14 protein-coding genes are annotated in these 16,280 nt (G+C 56.2%); 8 read left to right on the forward strand and 6 right to left on the reverse strand.

All coding sequences use genetic code 11. The features are described 5' to 3' along the window. Positions 1 to 49: 49 nt before the first annotated feature. Genes NI000_RS11195 through NI000_RS11210 form a run of 4 tightly spaced genes read left to right on the forward strand, consistent with a single transcriptional unit; the run spans position 50 to position 3,906 of the window. Positions 50 to 1,006 carry an ABC transporter permease gene (locus tag NI000_RS11195; RefSeq protein WP_253410463.1) on the forward strand — a complete coding sequence of 319 codons (957 nt, stop codon included), beginning with the start codon at positions 50 to 52 and terminating at the stop codon, positions 1,004 to 1,006. 12 nt (positions 1,007 to 1,018) lie between these two features. Next, complete coding sequence (opp4C, locus tag NI000_RS11200; RefSeq protein ID WP_253410465.1) at positions 1,019 to 1,960, forward strand: oligopeptide ABC transporter permease; 942 nt, start codon at positions 1,019 to 1,021, stop codon at positions 1,958 to 1,960. A 6-nt stretch (positions 1,961 to 1,966) separates the two neighbouring features. Continuing rightward, positions 1,967 to 2,944: an ABC transporter ATP-binding protein gene (locus tag NI000_RS11205; protein ID WP_253410490.1), complete on the forward strand. Its 978-nt coding sequence runs from the start codon at positions 1,967 to 1,969 to the stop codon at positions 2,942 to 2,944. After that, positions 2,941 to 3,906, forward strand: coding sequence for an ABC transporter ATP-binding protein (locus tag NI000_RS11210; RefSeq protein WP_253410492.1), 966 nt, complete (start codon positions 2,941 to 2,943; stop codon positions 3,904 to 3,906). Before NI000_RS11205 ends, NI000_RS11210 begins: the two co-directional genes overlap by 4 nt. A gap of 257 nt (positions 3,907 to 4,163) precedes the next feature. On the opposite strand, the gene NI000_RS11215 is transcribed toward NI000_RS11210, so the two are convergent. Continuing rightward, positions 4,164 to 5,612, reverse strand: a complete 1,449-nt coding sequence (locus NI000_RS11215; RefSeq protein ID WP_253410494.1) for a hypothetical protein — start codon at positions 5,610 to 5,612, stop codon at positions 4,164 to 4,166. Positions 5,613 to 5,699: 87 nt separating this feature from the next. Then, the gene (locus NI000_RS11220; RefSeq protein ID WP_253410497.1) at positions 5,700 to 6,641 is read right to left on the reverse strand and encodes a DMT family transporter; all 942 of its coding nucleotides are present in this window, start codon (positions 6,639 to 6,641) and stop codon (positions 5,700 to 5,702) included. A gap of 246 nt (positions 6,642 to 6,887) precedes the next feature. Here NI000_RS11220 and NI000_RS11225 point away from each other — a divergent pair, with 246 nt between their 5' ends. Then, entirely contained in the window at positions 6,888 to 8,255 is a 1,368-nt protein-coding gene (locus tag NI000_RS11225) for an MATE family efflux transporter (protein ID WP_253410499.1), read from the forward strand. A 41-nt stretch (positions 8,256 to 8,296) separates the two neighbouring features. Next, positions 8,297 to 9,640, forward strand: a complete 1,344-nt coding sequence (locus NI000_RS11230) for an APC family permease (protein ID WP_253410501.1) — start codon at positions 8,297 to 8,299, stop codon at positions 9,638 to 9,640. A gap of 1 nt (position 9,641) precedes the next feature. Here the strand turns inward: NI000_RS11230 and NI000_RS11235 are convergent, their stop codons facing one another. Together NI000_RS11235 and lhgO are read right to left on the reverse strand one after the other, a co-directional pair. After that, on the reverse strand, positions 9,642 to 10,340 hold the full coding sequence (locus tag NI000_RS11235; RefSeq protein WP_253410504.1) for a FadR/GntR family transcriptional regulator: 699 nt from the start codon (positions 10,338 to 10,340) through the stop codon (positions 9,642 to 9,644). A gap of 18 nt (positions 10,341 to 10,358) precedes the next feature. Next, positions 10,359 to 11,573 (reverse strand): L-2-hydroxyglutarate oxidase, encoded by a 1,215-nt coding sequence (gene lhgO, locus NI000_RS11240; RefSeq protein WP_253410505.1) that lies wholly within the window; start codon positions 11,571 to 11,573, stop codon positions 10,359 to 10,361. A gap of 248 nt (positions 11,574 to 11,821) precedes the next feature. On the opposite strand from lhgO, the gene NI000_RS11245 reads away from it, so the two are divergent. Further along, the gene (locus NI000_RS11245) at positions 11,822 to 13,081 is read left to right on the forward strand and encodes a cation:dicarboxylate symporter family transporter (protein ID WP_253410507.1); all 1,260 of its coding nucleotides are present in this window, start codon (positions 11,822 to 11,824) and stop codon (positions 13,079 to 13,081) included. 317 nt (positions 13,082 to 13,398) lie between these two features. On the opposite strand, the gene NI000_RS11250 is transcribed toward NI000_RS11245, so the two are convergent. Both NI000_RS11250 and NI000_RS11255 read right to left on the reverse strand, forming a co-directional pair. Continuing rightward, positions 13,399 to 14,658, reverse strand: coding sequence for an MFS transporter (locus NI000_RS11250; RefSeq protein WP_253410510.1), 1,260 nt, complete (start codon positions 14,656 to 14,658; stop codon positions 13,399 to 13,401). Between the two features lie 35 nt (positions 14,659 to 14,693). Then, on the reverse strand, positions 14,694 to 15,152 hold the full coding sequence (locus NI000_RS11255; protein WP_253410512.1) for a MarR family winged helix-turn-helix transcriptional regulator: 459 nt from the start codon (positions 15,150 to 15,152) through the stop codon (positions 14,694 to 14,696). Positions 15,153 to 15,717: 565 nt separating this feature from the next. On the opposite strand from NI000_RS11255, the gene NI000_RS11260 reads away from it, so the two are divergent. Beyond that, positions 15,718 to 16,278: a flavoprotein gene (locus tag NI000_RS11260; RefSeq protein ID WP_054974656.1), complete on the forward strand. Its 561-nt coding sequence runs from the start codon at positions 15,718 to 15,720 to the stop codon at positions 16,276 to 16,278. Positions 16,279 to 16,280 lie beyond the last annotated feature (2 nt).

A 16,280-nucleotide genomic window follows, 5' to 3' on the forward strand; every position in this document is an offset into this window, starting at 1 on the left:
TTTACGCCCAGCCGGTCAAGGCTGGGCTCACTTTCTTGGGGGGACGATCATGAAATCGTATATCGTTCGCAGGCTGCTTTTGATGATCCCGATGCTGGTGGGGGCGTCGCTGCTTATTTTTGTCGTCTTCGCGATGACGCCCGGGGATTTTGTGGATACGAATCCGAAACTGACGCCCGAGCGGGCGCAGGAGCTTCGGACCCTTTACGGGTTGGATAAGCCCGTGCTGGAGCGCTATTTTATTTGGCTCGGCAACTTGTTGACGGGCAACCTCGGCTACTCGATGCAGTATCAGGAGCCGGTGTCGGACCTTCTAAGCAAGTTCATTTGGAACTCGTTTATGATCGCGCTGGTGTCGATGATTTTGACGTGGACGATCGCGCTGGTCGTCGGCGTATTCTCGGCCGTGAAGCAGTACTCCTGGTTTGACGGGCTGGTGACGCTCAGCGTGTTTGCGGCCATGTCGTTCCCGTCCTTCTTCCTCGGGCTCCTGATGATCAAAGTTTTCGCGGTGGATCTCGCCTGGTTTCCGGTCGGGGGCATCACGAATACGGGCAGTCAAACCGTAGGCTGGGCGCGTGTCTGGGAAGTGGCGCATCACATGATCCTGCCCGTAACGGTGCTGACGCTGCTCAGCGTCGGGTCGCTCACGCGGTATTTCCGCACGAACATGCTGGAGGTGATCCGCCGGGATTTCATCCGGACCGCCCGGGCCAAAGGCTTGAAGGAACGGGTCGTGCTGTTCAAGCACGCGCTGCGCAATGCGCTGCTTCCGGCGATTACGCTGCTCGGCTTCGAGCTGCCGGGACTGTTCGCAGGCGCGATCATTACGGAGAAAATCTTTCATTGGCCGGGTGCCGGGTACATTTATTTCGGGGCGCTCAGCGTGCGGGATTATCCCGTGCTGATGGGTTTCACCATGTTTCTCGCGCTGCTGACGGTGATAGGCAATTTGCTCGCGGATCTGCTCTACGGGGTGGCCGACCCCCGGATTCGGTTAAAGTAGGGGGACGTCATGATGATCGATGCAAAAAGAACGGCTGGTCCCGGATTGCCCGGCGCTGCGGTACCTGCCCGGAAGACCGCGGCGGATTCGCCGTGGAGGCAAGCGGCGCGCCGGCTGCGCAAAAACAAGCTGGCTTTGTTCGGCCTGGCGTTTTTGGTATTTATGATTTTGTTTTGCTTCCTTGGGCCGTATTTGTCGCCTTACGCGAACGGCAAGGTCGACGTCGCCCGGATCAACAAGCCGCCCAGTGCGCTGCACTGGCTCGGGACGGACGGTCTGGGCCGGGACGTGCTGACCCGGCTGATGCAGGCCGGACGCATCTCGCTGACCGTAGGTGTGGCCTCGGTCGTGTTGTCGGTGGCGGTCGGTTCGGTGCTTGGCGCGCTCGCCGGTTTTTACCGCGGGATCGTCGATCAAGTCATTATGCGTTTTGCCGACGTGCTGCTGACCATTCCGAGCCTTCCGCTGCTCATTATTATGGGGGCGGTCATGTCGGAGTGGAAGGTGCCGTCGGATTACCGGATTTATATCGTCATGCTGATGCTGAGCTTCTTGGGCTGGCCGGGCTTGGCGCGGCTCGTCCGCAGCGAGCTGCTGGTGCTGCGGGAGCAGGCGTATATGCAGGCGGCGGAAGCGTTGGGGCTGCGGGACCGGCGCAAAATGTTCCGGCATCTACTGCCGAACACCGTACCGACCCTGATCGTGGTCGCTACGCTGCATGTCGCGGGCGCGATTATCAGCGAATCGACGCTCAGCTTCCTCGGACTAGGCGTCGTTCCGCCGACGCCGTCCTGGGGGAATATGCTCGATGCGGCGAACTCGCTCATCGATTTCCAGAAGCGGCCTTGGGTGTGGATTCCGCCGGGCGTGGCGATTTTGACCACCGTCATCGCCATCAACCTGCTAGGCGATGCGCTTCGGGACGCGCTCGATCCCCGATTGAAAGGAAGGTAAGCGGCGTTGAACAAAACACTCGTCGAATTCAAACACGTACATACGTATTTTCATACGGAGTCCGGCGTCGTCAAGGCGGTCAACGATGTCAGCTTCCGCATTCGGGAAGGGGAGACGGTCGGCATCGTCGGCGAATCGGGCAGTGGCAAAAGTGTCACGGCGCTGTCGCTCATGCGGCTGGTGGCCGATAACGGGAAGATCGAAAGTGGAGCCGTCGAGATGGACGGCCGCGACCTGCTCTCCCTGAAGCCCGAGGAGATGCGGCGACTTCGCGGCAGCGAGATCGCGATGGTGTTCCAGGAGCCGATGTCGTCCCTCAATCCGGTGCTGACGATCGGAGAGCAGTTGATGGAGCCGCTGATGGAGCACCGGCTGCTCAGCCGCAAGGAAGCGAAGGCGGAAGTCATATCGCTGATCGGAAAAGTGGGCATTCCCGACGCAGCGCGTGTGTTCGCTGCCTATCCCCACGAGCTGAGCGGCGGCATGCTGCAGCGGGTCATGATCGCTTCGGCGCTCGCCTGCAGCCCGAAGCTGCTCATCGCCGACGAGCCGACGACGGCGCTCGACGTGACGATCCAGGCGCAAATTCTCGATCTGCTCCGTCAAGTCAAGGAGCAGTACAATACGGCCATTCTCCTGATCACGCACGATCTGGGCGTCGTTGCGGAGACGGCGGATTACGTCGTCGTGATGTATGCGGGCAAAGTAATTGAGGAAGCGCCGGTAGTCGAGCTATTCCGCCATGCGAAGCATCCGTATACGCAGGGCTTACTGAAATCGAAGCCCGTCATCGGCGAGCGGAAGGACCGGCTGTACTCGATCCCCGGGCAGGTGCCGAACCTGATCGGCTTGGGGGATTCGTGCTATTTCAGCGACCGGTGCGAGCACTGCATGGACATCTGCCGCACGAAGCAGCCGCCGATGCGGGCGCAGGGGGCGGAGCACCGGGTCGCCTGCTGGCTTTATGAGGAGGAATCGCGATGACGGACGCCCTGCTGAAGGTTCAACAACTCAAAACATACTATCCGATCAAAGGCGGCGTCTTCGGCGGCCGCGTCGGCGACGTCAAGGCGGTGGACGGGGTCAGCTTCGCCATCCGGCGCGGCGAGACGTTCGGACTCGTCGGCGAGTCCGGCAGCGGGAAAAGCACGATCGGCCGCACCGTGCTCCGGCTGACGGAGAAGACGGCGGGCGACGTCTATTTCAAAGGGACGGACTTGTACGGCCTGTCCCGAGACGAGCTGCGCAAGCTGCGGCCCTCGATGCAGCTTGTGTTCCAAGATCCGTTCAGCTCGCTGAATCCGCGGATGCGCGTCGGCGAGGCGATCGGCGAAGCGCTGATCGACCACGGGCTGGCGACGAAGGCGGAGGCTCGGGAGCGGGTGCGGGAAGTGCTGGCCGTCTGCGGCCTGCTTCCCGACCACTACGACCGGTACCCGCACGAATTTTCCGGCGGCCAGCGGCAGCGGATCGGGATCGCCCGGGCGATCATCCTGAATCCGGACTTCGTCGTAGCCGACGAGCCGGTGTCGGCGCTGGACGTGTCGATTCAGGCGCAGATCGTCAACCTGTTCAGCGATCTGCAGGAGCGAAGCGGAGTGACATATCTGTTCATCTCGCACGATCTCAGCGTCGTCGAGCATCTGTGCACGCAGATCGGCGTGCTGTATCTCGGCACGATGGTGGAGCAGGCCCCGCGGGATGAGCTGTTCGCCCGCCCGCTGCATCCTTACACGCAGGCGCTGCTGTCGGCGGTGCCGGTGCCCGACCCAACCGTACGGCGCGAGCGGATCGTGCTGAAGGGCGACATTCCGAGCCCCGCCAATCCGCCTTCGGGCTGCAAGTTCCACACGCGCTGCCCGCTGGCGCAGCCGGTCTGCCGCGAGCAGGTGCCGGATTACCGCGATGTCGGGGGCAGCCATTACGTGGCCTGCCATCTCGTGTGAATAGAGGTTACGAGAGGGTGGGGTATCTACTTCCGGTCGCTGTTGTCAGCGGGAAATTTCTATTAGAAGCCGCTTAATAGCGGATATTTCCCGCAGACAAAGGCGAACGCTATCGCTCCTCCAGTAGATACCCCATCTCCGTTTATATCTCTTATTCTTGTCAAAACCACTTTATCAACAGCAAAGACCGCCTTCTTTGCTGGAAGACGGTCTTTGCATTTTCAAGATAGGGGGGCCAAGGCTGCTGCGTTCGTTTTTTACGCTCCGGGCACCGGTTCGCTGCCGCTTTCGGCCAGCTCACTGTCTTTCCATGTATGGCTTATGTTTTTCGTAAGATTCGTAATCCGGTTCGGTCCGCTCAGCTCATATAAATTTCCTTGCCGGTCGGCATACCCTTGTCTGTTGGTATAGTCGGCCAATTTTTCGTAGGAGCCGTCTGATTGAAGTCGGAAGTAGCCTTGGGTGGCGGCGGACGGTTCGGTGACCGGGCTTGTCAGCCGGTACGCCTCGACGATCAGTGCGTTTTTATCGGCTTTGAGCACGCGCAACTGCTCCGCCTTCAGCGTATCGTTCCACAACCGGGAGTTCCCTTCGTTGTCGAGCCATAGCACTTTGCCGATCAAGCCGACGCTGCCGATAGGGTTGCCGGACTTCTGCGTTGTCGGAGCGTAGCTCCACAACCACGTTCCACCCGTTGCGGTTTCCATGCCTTGGATCGTTTTGTCAAAGGCTTGGATCTCGGAGGATTTGCCGTTCTTGACGAAGTAAGTGTGCGTATCAGGGTCCGCGATCGTCATGCTCGCTAGTGGCGCGCGCAAAGCCAGGTTGAACACGGTGCCCCCGTTGTTCATTTTCACGAAATGCTCGTCGTATTGCACATCGCTGATTCCGGGCCCGTACAGCGCCGTATGCTTCTCCGTGTGGGTTTTGATATCGAGAAGTTCGGCCCCTCCCCCATATAATTTATCCCCTTTGCGCTCGGTTTGTTTGGCGTTGTTTAGCTCCGGTGACGGATAAGCAAGCTGTCGAACCTTCGCCGCTTCCTCGTCATTCAACAACGCAGGCACGCCTTGGAAATCTTTCGGGATCTTGACGATCCGATTACCGCCATTGTATGTAGCGGCAGCATACAAGAAGGACGCGTCATCGTAAATCAGGCGGTCCCAAACCAAGCTCTGCTGTTGGGTGAAAATGGCGTAACCGGTCCGGTCATCCCAAGAGGTTTTCCAGCCGAATCGGTTTACTGTGAACTCCCAAGTCATCGGGAAGTATGTCACATCCCGGAACGTCAATAGAGGATAAGTCTCTGTCTCATTGCTGATCGTCTGACCGTCAACCGTCACGGGAAAAGGTGCGATTTGTGCCGTATACGCTGCTCGGGTATTGGTTGCCCCGGCTTCCATGGACAGCTCGTTTTGCTTCGGCTTATGGGATTGGACGGACAGTCCGGTATCCGGACTCCAGGAAATCCCAAGCCCCAAACCTGCGCCGACATTCCAGGTTAACGGAAAATAAGTGACCCCGTTATAATTAATGAGCGGATACGCCAGATGGATATTGTCGATTTTGTTTCCGTCCACGTTCACGGCATAGGTCGGCAGCATGACCTTTACGACCGGTGCCGCTTTGGCGGATGAAGGGGTAAAGGGAAGCGCCATGCTTGCAGCGATCATAGAGGCTAAGATCCATCGTCCGGTTTTTTTCATTGCTATGCATACTCTCCTGTTCAATTATACCGTCAGCTTGTTAAGACGCTCTCCCTCTGTAAAATGTTTCAACGACGACTTTTGGGATCACAATCCCTCGTAGCCTTTTGGCTGTGCCGACAGCTTCGTATCCCGTTTCGGCCGAAATGAGGGCAGGGTCGCAAACGCAATCCCGGCAAAGACGAAGGCGATCCCCAGGAAATGGTACCAGTAAAACGATTCATGCAAAAACAACGCCGACATGACGATGGTGCTGAGGGGCATCAATGCGGTGAAAGCCGCCGACGAGCCCGCCGAAATTTTCGCCATCCCCTGGTTCAGCAATATCGTGGCGATGACCGTAATGACAACTCCCGTGTACAGCACAAGCAGCCAATCCGTCGCGCTCACCGCGGCAAAATCGAAGCTTGCTGCATTGTATGCCGCAAACGGCAAAAAAAACGCCGAGCCGAGCAAGCTCGTCATCGTCGCGATGGCGATCGGGCTGACCTGCTTGGAGACAAGCTTGCCGAACGTCAAAAACACGCCTTCCCCGGCAACGGCCAACAGCACGAGCAGGTTTCCCCACAACGTATGCAAGCTCCAGGACGCATTGAACATGCCCCCGAAAATATTGATGGCGAGCGCTCCGAGGACGGCGCATACGATGCCTGCCGTTTGATTCCAGCGCAGCCGCTCCCTGAAAAACAACAGTGAAATCAGCCCGACCATCACCGGGGTCATACTTGTGATGATGCCGCTCTCCAGCGCGGTCGTGTAGGTTAAGCCGTACAGCATAAAGAAGCTGAACAGAAACACGCCGATAAACGATTGGAAAAATAAAACGACCCGATCCTTCTTCGTCAGGGCCGGAAAACGTCCTTCGCGGGCGAGCAGAAGCAGCGTCATAATGATGGCGCCGGTTAACAGCCGAAGCTCGGAGGCCAAAAACACGGGAAACGTGCGGATAATGATTTTATTGACGATGACAAAGCTTCCGACGATCAGCATCGCCGCTGCGACTTGCAAATAAGGAACTGCCGATTTCATGATTTCTCGATACTCCTCCATAATTTGGTACTCATTGTATTATGGATCTTGAAGAGGATGTTGTAAAGAAGCAGCGTCGTTCGTCACAGCGATCCATGCCCGTCTATCCTTTGCCCGCTTGCCTTGTTTCCCGAATGGTCCTCCCGCAACCGCCTCGCAAAAAAATCTTGCCTGTAATCCCTTTCATCGCATAAACTGGAACGATGCGGCTGCAAGAATGGTAAAAGGAGGTTCGGAGTTTTAATCATGAAATCGACAGACAAGCTATCTCAAAAAACAAAACAATTGTTCGTCATTTTGCTTCCCATCCTGGTGACGCAGCTTGCGATGTTTGCGATGAACTTTTTCGATACGTTCATGTCGGGGCATGTGAGCGCCAAGGATTTGGCGGGGGTGGCGATAGGCACCAGCATCTGGATTCCGATACAGACCGGACTCAGCGGCATCTTGTTTTCCGTTACGCCGATGGTCGCCCAGCTGGTAGGGGCCGGCCGCAAGGAGGAAATTCCTTTTAAGGTCGTGCAGGCGCTCTATTTGGCCGTCGGAGTATCGGCTGCGGTGCTGTTGGCCGGAGCGTTCGCGCTGAATCCGATTTTGGAGAATATGAACTTGGAGGAGCCGGTGCGCCGGATCGCCCGCTTGTTCCTGATTTCGATTGCGTTCGGCATTTTGCCGCTGTTCTTATATACGGTACTGCGCTGCTTTATCGATGCCCTGGGCCATACGAAGGTGACGATGTTCATCACGCTGCTGTCGCTGCCGGTGAACGGGGGGCTGAACTATATGCTGATCTACGGCAAAATGGGGCTGCCCGCGTTGGGCGGCGCAGGAACCGGCGTCGCTTCGGCGATTACGTACTGGGTCATTTTTCTCGTGGCTTTGGCCGTGGCTGCCCGCATGCAGCCGTTCGCCGCGTTCGGCATTTTCCGCAAGCTGTACCGCGTCTCGCTGTCCGTCTGGAAAGAGCTGCTGAAGATGGGCGTGCCGATCGGCTTCGCTATTTTGTTCGAAACGAGTATTTTCGCCGCGGTAACGCTGCTGATGAGCAACTTCAACACGGTAACGATCGCGGCACATCAAGCGGCGATCAACTTCGCCTCGTTCCTGTATATGATTCCGCTCAGCATCTCCTTGTCGCTGACGATTCTGGTCGGCTTCGAAGCCGGGGCAGGACGGTACAAGGACGCCAGACAATACGGCTATCTGGGCATCGGCCTCGCGGTCGGGATGTCGCTGCTCTGCGCGGTCGTGTTATGGCTGTTTAACGAGCAGGTAGCCGGGATTTACACTAGGGAGCCGGACGTGCTCGCGTTGACGCAGCATTTTCTGATCTACGCGATTTTCTTCCAGCTGTCGGATGCGATCGCCGCCCCGATTCAGGGAGCGCTGCGCGGCTACAAGGACGTGAATGTGACCCTCATCGTCGCCCTCGTTTCGTATTGGGTCGTCGGTCTGCCGGTCGGCTACGGATTGGCGAACTATACCGATCTCGGCGCCTACGGCTATTGGATCGGTCTGATATCCGGCTTGGCTCTGGGCGCGTTCGGCTTGTTCGCCCGATTGGCGAGCGTCCAACGGAAGGCGCGTCTCGGACTTGCGGCTTTCGCCAAGTAACATGAATAGGAACGTGTATCTTAGAATAGGTGGATGATCGCATGGAACAAAAACCGGTATTGCAGCGTCGGCTGAAGCTTTGGCATATTGTGGCGATGGGGGTCGGCTATATGGCCCCGATGGCCGTATTCGATACGTTCGGCATCGTATCCGAAGTGACGGCGGGGCATGTTCCGGCCGCGTATCTGCTTACGATTGCGGCGGTGCTGTTCACGGCGATGAGCTACGGACACATGGTGAAGGTGTACCCGTCCGCGGGAAGCGCCTATACGTATACCCGGCAGACGATCGGGCCGTACGCAGGCTTTCTGGTCGGCTGGGTCTCGCTGCTCGACTATTTGTTTCTGCCGATGATGAACGCGCTGCTCACCGGGATCTATTTGTCGTCGGCGTTCCCCGATGTGCCGCAGTGGGTATGGGTCGCCGGATTTGTGGCGCTGATTACGACGCTGTGCTTGTTTAACGTCAATGTCTCGGTCTCGGTGAACGCGCTGTTCGTGGCGTTTCAATTTCTTGTTGTGGCGTTGTTCGTCGTGCTGGCCGCTTACCGGCTGAGCGCGGGCGGAGAGGCACTCGTATCGGCGCAGCCGCTGCTGTCCGCGGATGCGAGCTGGGGAGCGCTGCTCACCGGAGCGTCGATCTTGTGCTTTGCCTTCCTCGGCTTCGATGCGGTGACGACCTTGTCCGAAGAAACGGTAGAGCCCCGGACGACGATTCCAAGAGGCATTCTATGGATCACGATGCTCGGTGGCGGACTGTTTTTCACCGCCTCGTACTTCGCGCAAAGGCTGTTCCCGGACGTATCCGTATTGAACAACCCGGAAGGTGCATCCGCCGAAATCGCGCTGGCGCTCGGCGGCGTCCTGTTTCAGGCCGTGTTCCTGGCCGCTGCGCTCACCTCCACGCTGGCCTCGGGGCTCGTGTCGCAGCTGAGCGGATCGCGTCTCCTGTTCGCGATGGGGCGGGACCGGACGCTGCCGGGTCAGGTGTTCGGCTACATCCACCGCTCGCTCGGCACGCCGGTGTTCAACATTGTGCTGATCGGCCTCATTTCGCTGACGGCGCTCGTGCTGGATCTGCTCGTCGCCACGTCGTTCGTCAACTTCGGTGCGCTGACAGCATTTACTTTTGTGAATTTATCTGTCATCGTACACTATATATTCCGGGAAAAGCAGCGGTCCTGGCTGGCGCTCCTGCGCTACTTGCTGTTTCCGCTCGCCGGCATCGGCTTCGTCTTGTTTTTCTGGACGCACCTGGAGCGCAATTCCCTTATGCTAGGCGGCGCCTGGACGCTGTTCGGCCTGCTGTACCTGCTCTGGATGACGCGCGGCTTCCGCCGGGAGCCGGGAACGATTCGTTACGAAGCGGCCGAGGGCAGCGGCTGACTCACGATTCAAGAAACAAGAATAGCTTCTTCTCCACATTCCGGACGTGAATCGCGGACTGTACCTTCGCCAGTTCGGGCTCTCCGGCTTCGATCGCCAGCAAAATATTTTCGTGCTCGTTATAGACGACTTGCTTTTTCCGTTTCAAGCCGATGTTTTGCTTGAGCGTAATTTCAAGTGATTTGCGGTACAGCGAAGATAGACTTTCCATCATGCGGATCAGGATCGGATTGTTCGTCGCCGCAATAATCGAGCGGTGAAATTCAAAATCCGCTTCCTGCGCCGTTCCGCCCTCCGTGTTCAAATCGTCCTCCATTCGCTTCAAAGCCTCGCGGATGCTTGCGAGCTGCTCCGGCGTCCGTCTGGCTGCGGCAAGAGCGGCGGCTTCCGGCTCCAAAATTTTACGCATTTCAAACAAGTGCCGGATGCTTTCGGCATCGGCATATTGAATTTGAAAGTGCTGCAGCAGGGAAGAGGGGATGGCGTCTTCCACGTAGCTTCCGCCGCCCTGCTGCGAGGAGACGATCCCCATCGCCTGAAGCACGCTGAGGGCTTCCCGGACCGGCAGCCGGCTGACGCCAAAATGCGCAGCCAGCTCGGTTTCCGTGGGCAGCTTGGAGCCCGCCGGAAACCGCCCTTCCTCAATCATCGCGAGCACGTCGCGCACAATTTTTTGCGAAATCTTTTCTTTTTTGGCCATATCGTTTCCTCATCCTTCTTACCCTACGGCATAGGGAATGGAATGCTTCGGCTCCGGAATTCGCTCGCTGATCGATTCTCCGATGGCAATCGATGCGGTAGCGGCCGGGGAGGGCGCGTTGAGAATGTGGATGGAGCGCTCGTTCTGGACGATCAGAAAATCGTCGGCGAGCTTTCCGTCCTTCGTTAACGCCTGCGCGCGCACGCCGTTCGCGGACGGGATCAAATCGTCCTCCCGGATTTCCGGGATCAGCCGCTGCAAGCTGCTCACGAACACGGCTTTGCTGAACGAGCGGACGATTTCCTTCAAGCCTTCTCCCATGTTCTGCTTGGCGATTTTCCAGAAAGCCGGGTACGTCATCACTTCCATAAAATCGCGGAGGTCGAAATCCGTCTTCCGGTAGCCTTCCCGCTTAAGACTCAGCACGGCGTTCGGCCCGGCGTGAACGTGACCGTCGATCATCCGCGTAAAATGCACGCCCAGAAAAGGGAAGTTCGGATTCGGCACAGGATAGATCAAGTGCTTGACCAGCCCATGCTTCTCCGGCTTCAATTCGTAATATTCTCCGCGAAAAGGGACAATCTTCATGCCGGTCGTCAGGCCCTGCATGGTCGCGATCCGGTCGCAGTGCAGCCCGGCGCAGTTGATTAGGTAATGCGTCCGGTAGGTTCCGTTATTACATTCGACCTCGATCCCTTCGCTTCCTTCCCGGATGCGCTGCGCCTCGGTATTCAAGAGGACGTCGCCGCCCCGCTGCCGGATGACGTCCGCGAACGCCACGGCCACTTTCTTATAATCGACGATCCCTGCTGCGTTGACGCGGATCGCCCGCAGACCGGCGGCGTGAGGCTCGATGGCGTGAAGCTGCTCGGCGTCGATCAGCGCCAGATCCAGCTTGTGCTGCAGGCCGCGTGCGTACAAGTTTTCCAGCAACGGCAGCTCCTCCGGCTCCGTAGCTACAATCACTTTCCCGCACATGTCGTAAGCGATCCCGTGCTGGTCGCAAAAGCGGCGCAGCGCATCCCCGCCTTCTTTGGAAAAACGCGCCTTCAGGCTGCCAGGCTTGTAATAAATGCCGGAGTGAATGACGCCGCTGTTATGCCCGGTTTGATGAAAGGCAAGCCGCTCCTCCTTTTCCATGACGAGAATTTTCGCCTGCGGGTAACGGCGGGTGAGCGCATATCCCGTCGAAAGTCCGACAATGCCGCCGCCAATCACAATGTAGTCATACATATTTTGCCTCTCCTCTCAACTCGTTCATTCTGATGTTCTCATAAGTTGTTATACAAAAATGGATTTAAAATTAGCTATAGACAAAATGAAAACGCTTTTGTATGATGTGATTGTGAAATTTGTCATACACCTATCGCTATCATACGCGATGGTTTGTCGAAAATGCAAGCGTTTTGTGGGGGATTTGTATAACAACTTATGCGTGGTCTGATGGTTTTGTTCAACAACGAAGAAGGTGGGGGGACGTTATGAAAAAGTTTGGAATCGCGTATCAAATCTTCGCGGGGCTGGTGGCGGGAATTATCGTCGGCATCATTTTTTACAAAAACCCCGGGGTAGAGGCGTACTTGAAGCCGCTAGGCGACATTTTTCTCCGGCTGATCAAAATGATTGTCGTCCCGATCGTCATCTCCAGCATTGTCGTCGGCGTCGCGGGGATGGGGAATGCCAAACGGCTCGGAACGCTCGGCTTCCGCACGATACTATATTTTGAAATCGTCACGACGCTGGCGATCGTGGTCGGATTGTTTTTCGCGAACTTCTTTCATCCCGGGGCCGGTGTCAACATGCAGGAGCTGACAAAAGGGGATATCTCCAAATACGTCGAGACGACGAATCAGGTCGGGGCCAAAGGGCATTTCGATATGCTGATCAACATCGTCCCGACCAATATCGTTGATTCCATGGCGAAGGGCGATTTGCTGGCGATCATCTTTTTCTCGGTTATTTTCGGGCTGGGCCTGGCGGCGCTCGGGGAAAGAGGCGCACCGCTGGTCGCCACGTTCAAGATGGTGTCCGAAACGATGTTCAATGTCGTCGGGTATGTGATGAAAGCGGCTCCATTCGGGGTGTTCGGGCTTATTGGGGTGACGGTGTCGAAATTCGGCGTGCAATCTCTGCTTCCATTGGGCAAATTGATTCTTGTGACCTACGGCGCGATGGCTTTCTTTGTCGTCATTTGCTTCGGGGCGGTGGCCAAGCTGGTGAACATCAAGCTTTTCGCCTTGCTCAACCTGCTGAAGGACGAGCTGATCCTGACCTTTTCTACAGCCAGCTCGGAAACCGTGCTGCCCAAGCTTATGGAGAAGATGGAGAAATACGGCTGTCCGAAATCGATCGTTTCCTTCGTTATTCCGCTCGGCTATACGTTCAATTTGGACGGGTCTACCTTGTATCAGGCGCTTGCTTCCATCTTTATCGCCCAGCTTTACGGCATTCACATGTCGCTTGGCGAGCAAATCTCGCTGCTGCTTGTGCTGATGATCACTTCGAAAGGCATCGCGGGGGTCGCCGGCTTGTCGTTCGTCGTGCTGTTGGCGACGCTGAAATCGGTCGGGCTTCCGCTCGAAGGGCTGGCGTTCATCGCAGGCATCGATTTCCTGCTCAATATGGGCAGAGCGACCGTCAACGTGATCGGCAATGCGCTGGCTACGATTGTGGTTTCGAAATGGGAGAAGCAGTTTAGTCCGCAACTGAGCGCCAAGCTGGTTCGGCAAAAAAGCGCGTAGCAGCTATAATATAAAAAGAGAATTGACCGCTGAGTTGCCTTAGTCTTGGCGAGAAAGTTGTCAAATGATGAAATAGAAGTTACGAGGGGGTGGGGTATCCACTTCCAACCGCTCTTGTCTTCGAGAAATTTGATTGGAAGCCGCTTAGTAGCGGACATTTCCCGAAGACAAAGGCGGCCGCTATCGCTTCTCCAGTGGATACCCACCTCCGTTTGCATCTCTATTTTTGTCAAAACCACTTTCTCAACGCTCTGACCGCTAAGCTTGCCTGGCGGTCAATTCTCTGTTTACCTATCGCTCGATCAGCTTCCGCCATCTCAAGCCGCTGCGGACTCTTCGGGTTCGTCCGCTTTTTTGCGGTACGCGATGATAATGATCAGACACGGTATCAGGCAGAACAAGCCGCACAGGAAGAACGCGCCGTTGGCCCCGTAATGATCGGCCGCAAAGCCGGTGAACAGGTTGCCGACCGGCGTCGAGCCGGCGAAGACGAGCGAATACACGCTCATGACCCGGGCCCGGTACTCGTCCTTGGAGTGAATTTGCAGGGACGAGTTGCAGTTGGTCGCGAACAGGATGTTGCAGAAGCCCTGCAGCGCCAGAAGCAGGCCGAACATGTACACAGAGCCGGTCATCCCGTTCAACAGCAGGAAGACCGAGATGAGAATGCAGCAAGTGATGATCAAGGACAGCCGGGGGCCTTTTTTGCTGCGGAACGACATCGTCAGCGCCCCGATCAGCGATCCGACGCCGAGGCAGGACATCATCAGCCCGTACGTCTTCTCCTGCATATGCAGCACGTCTTTCGTGAAGACGGGAATCAGCACGCTGAAGTTATAGGCCATCGTGCCGACGACGGTCACGAGCAGCAGCGTGCGCGCCAGCAGCCGGTCTTTGGAAATGTACACGATGCCGTCTTTGATTTCCTTGAGCAGCCCGGTGTCTTTTTTCTTCTCGCGGACGTAAGGCGTCGTACGGATTTGCAGCAGCCCGTAGATGACGGCCACGAAGCTGAGTCCGTTCAGCAGAAAGCACCACCCGGCTCCGAGGTAAGCCATCATACCGGCGCCGATTGCCGGCCCCACGATGCGGGCCAGATTGAATGTCGTCGAATTGAGCGCGATCGCGTTCATAAGGTCTTCCTTGCCGACGATCTCGATATTAAACGCCTGCCGCGTCGGCATGTCGAACGTGTTCGTCAGCCCGAGCAGGAAGGCGAGGACCAGAATATAGCCGTACTTGACGGTGTCCGTAAAAACAAGAGCGGACAGGATCAAGGCCAGCAGCATCGACACCGTCTGGGTCACAATCAGAATGTTCCGTTTCGGAAACTTGTCGATGAGCGCTCCCGCAAATAGCGAAAAGCAGGTAATGGGCAAAAATTGGATCGTTCCTACCAGCCCGAGCAGCAGGGGCGAGCCCGTCAGCGTCAGCACGAGCCAGGATTGGCCGATGTTTTGCATCCAGGTGCCGATCAGGGAAACGCATTGTCCAAACCAAAAGTAACGGTAGTTTTTATGGGTCAGGGCGTGAAAGTTGTTGTTGACGACCCTCATCCCCGCATGTTTCAGATTCACAAGCGTTCACCTGCCTCCAAATGTAATTTCGCTGCTTAAGCTTTCGGAGTCTTGTCGTTTTCCTCGATAAACCGGGCCGCATTGGCGCCCATCTTCTCCAGCAGCTCCAGGGCGAGCCGCTGCTCCTCCTCCGTCAAGCCGTCGGACAGGATGTGCCTCCAGTCGGTGAGCACCCCGCGCACCTCGTCCTTGATCCGCCAAGCCTTTTCCGTCAAAAAGACGCGGTAAGAACGCTTGTCCTCCGCCCGTACCTGCCGCAGCACATAACCTTGCGCCTCCAGTTTTTTCAGCGCTTTGGCCGTCGTTCCTTTATCGATTTTCAAATAGCTCGACAGCTCCTCTTGACTGAGGCCGTCTTCTTTATACAGCGCGTTCAGAAAAATATGCTGGCCTTTGCCGATGCCATGCGCTTTGAGCCGCTCGCCGATGTACATTTGTCCGTAACGGTACAGGAGCGACACCCACCTTGTAATCGTATGGCGCTGATCGATCATCCGGCTTCCTCCCGTTCTTAAAATAGTTGCACATGCCACTAATTACAGTATAGAAACAACTTGCCGCGTTGACAAACCGGACATTCGCCGAATTTACCCCTTTTCAGCGAACAGGTCCCGAATTATCGAAGAATTTAGCCGTCTCCCTTAGGGTCGTCCGGTTGGGTGAAATAGTTACAGTCATGGAAAAAAGGCGTGCAAAATCCGCATCCGGGCCGACGCAGCTTGTCGATTTCGTTTTCGGGCGCTCGGCAAGCTGCTGGAGTGGCCGGGAGCAGACATGGCCGCGCGCCGGAATGAAAAGGGATATATTTATATTAATTAACAAAAAAACTAAAAAAGTAATATTTTATTCAAAAAGTAATTTACAACCATGTTCTCATGGTGTATATTATGTTTCAAGAACTCCTCAATCGAAAATGTTAATTAAGAGAATCTACTCTGTGCAGACGGATCTACAGGAATTCCCCTCGTCGCTTTTTTTTAAATCATAAATGGAAGCGATTACATATTCGTTCGCAACGACGCGTCGAACTTTTTTGGATTATACCAAGGAGGGGAATCTATGAAGCTGCTGATCGGAGCAAGCGCCTCTTCGGCGATCATCGAATTGCCGTACTATATACGGATTTTTCAGGACAAACTGCAAGCCGAAGTCAGGGTCGTCGTTTCGGACAACGTTTCCAACTTCATCAACCCGCAATTCTTGGGCGCACATATCGAAGGGAAAGTCTATCAAAAAATGCTCGACCCTGCGTATGACGTCGCCGTGCCTCATTCTTTCCTTGCCTCTTGGGCGGACATGTTCATCGTGCTGCCCTGCACCGCCAACACGTTAGCCAAAGCTGCCAACGGAATAACGGATAACCTGCTCACCATGCTCATCCTTTGTTTTCCAAGACCCGTCTTGTTTTTCCCTACGATGAATATGAACATGTACAACACGGCGGTTGTACAAGCCAATGTGCAAAAGCTGCTCGATTTAGGCCACCGCGTCGCCATTCCGGACGGAAATGTAACCGTTACCGCAACGGGAGAAAAAATGTCGGGAGGCCATCCCCCCAATCCGTATACCTGCGCGAAATACATAAATAACATGTATGAGCTCTATTGCATGACCACATGATG

It is taken from the genome of Paenibacillus tyrphae, assembly GCF_024158745.1.
Lineage (GTDB): Bacteria > Bacillota > Bacilli > Paenibacillales > NBRC-103111 > Paenibacillus_G > Paenibacillus_G tyrfis_A.

Bases quoted from the DNA above. Each gene is read 5' to 3' on its own strand.
- NI000_RS11195 (WP_253410463.1), top strand. From the start codon at position 50: ATGAAATCGTATATCGTTCGCAGGCTGCTTTTGATGATCCCGATGCTG.
- opp4C (WP_253410465.1), top strand. From the start codon at position 1,019: ATGATCGATGCAAAAAGAACGGCTGGTCCCGGATTGCCCGGCGCTGCG.
- NI000_RS11210 (WP_253410492.1), top strand. From the start codon at position 2,941: ATGACGGACGCCCTGCTGAAGGTTCAACAACTCAAAACATACTATCCG.
- NI000_RS11215 (WP_253410494.1), bottom strand. From the start codon at position 5,612: ATGAAAAAAACCGGACGATGGATCTTAGCCTCTATGATCGCTGCAAGC.
- NI000_RS11220 (WP_253410497.1), bottom strand. From the start codon at position 6,641: ATGAAATCGGCAGTTCCTTATTTGCAAGTCGCAGCGGCGATGCTGATC.
- NI000_RS11225 (WP_253410499.1), top strand. From the start codon at position 6,888: ATGAAATCGACAGACAAGCTATCTCAAAAAACAAAACAATTGTTCGTC.
- NI000_RS11230 (WP_253410501.1), top strand. From the start codon at position 8,297: ATGGAACAAAAACCGGTATTGCAGCGTCGGCTGAAGCTTTGGCATATT.
- NI000_RS11235 (WP_253410504.1), bottom strand. From the start codon at position 10,340: ATGGCCAAAAAAGAAAAGATTTCGCAAAAAATTGTGCGCGACGTGCTC.
- lhgO (WP_253410505.1), bottom strand. From the start codon at position 11,573: ATGTATGACTACATTGTGATTGGCGGCGGCATTGTCGGACTTTCGACG.
- NI000_RS11245 (WP_253410507.1), top strand. From the start codon at position 11,822: ATGAAAAAGTTTGGAATCGCGTATCAAATCTTCGCGGGGCTGGTGGCG.
- NI000_RS11255 (WP_253410512.1), bottom strand. From the start codon at position 15,152: ATGATCGATCAGCGCCATACGATTACAAGGTGGGTGTCGCTCCTGTAC.
- NI000_RS11260 (WP_054974656.1), top strand. From the start codon at position 15,718: ATGAAGCTGCTGATCGGAGCAAGCGCCTCTTCGGCGATCATCGAATTG.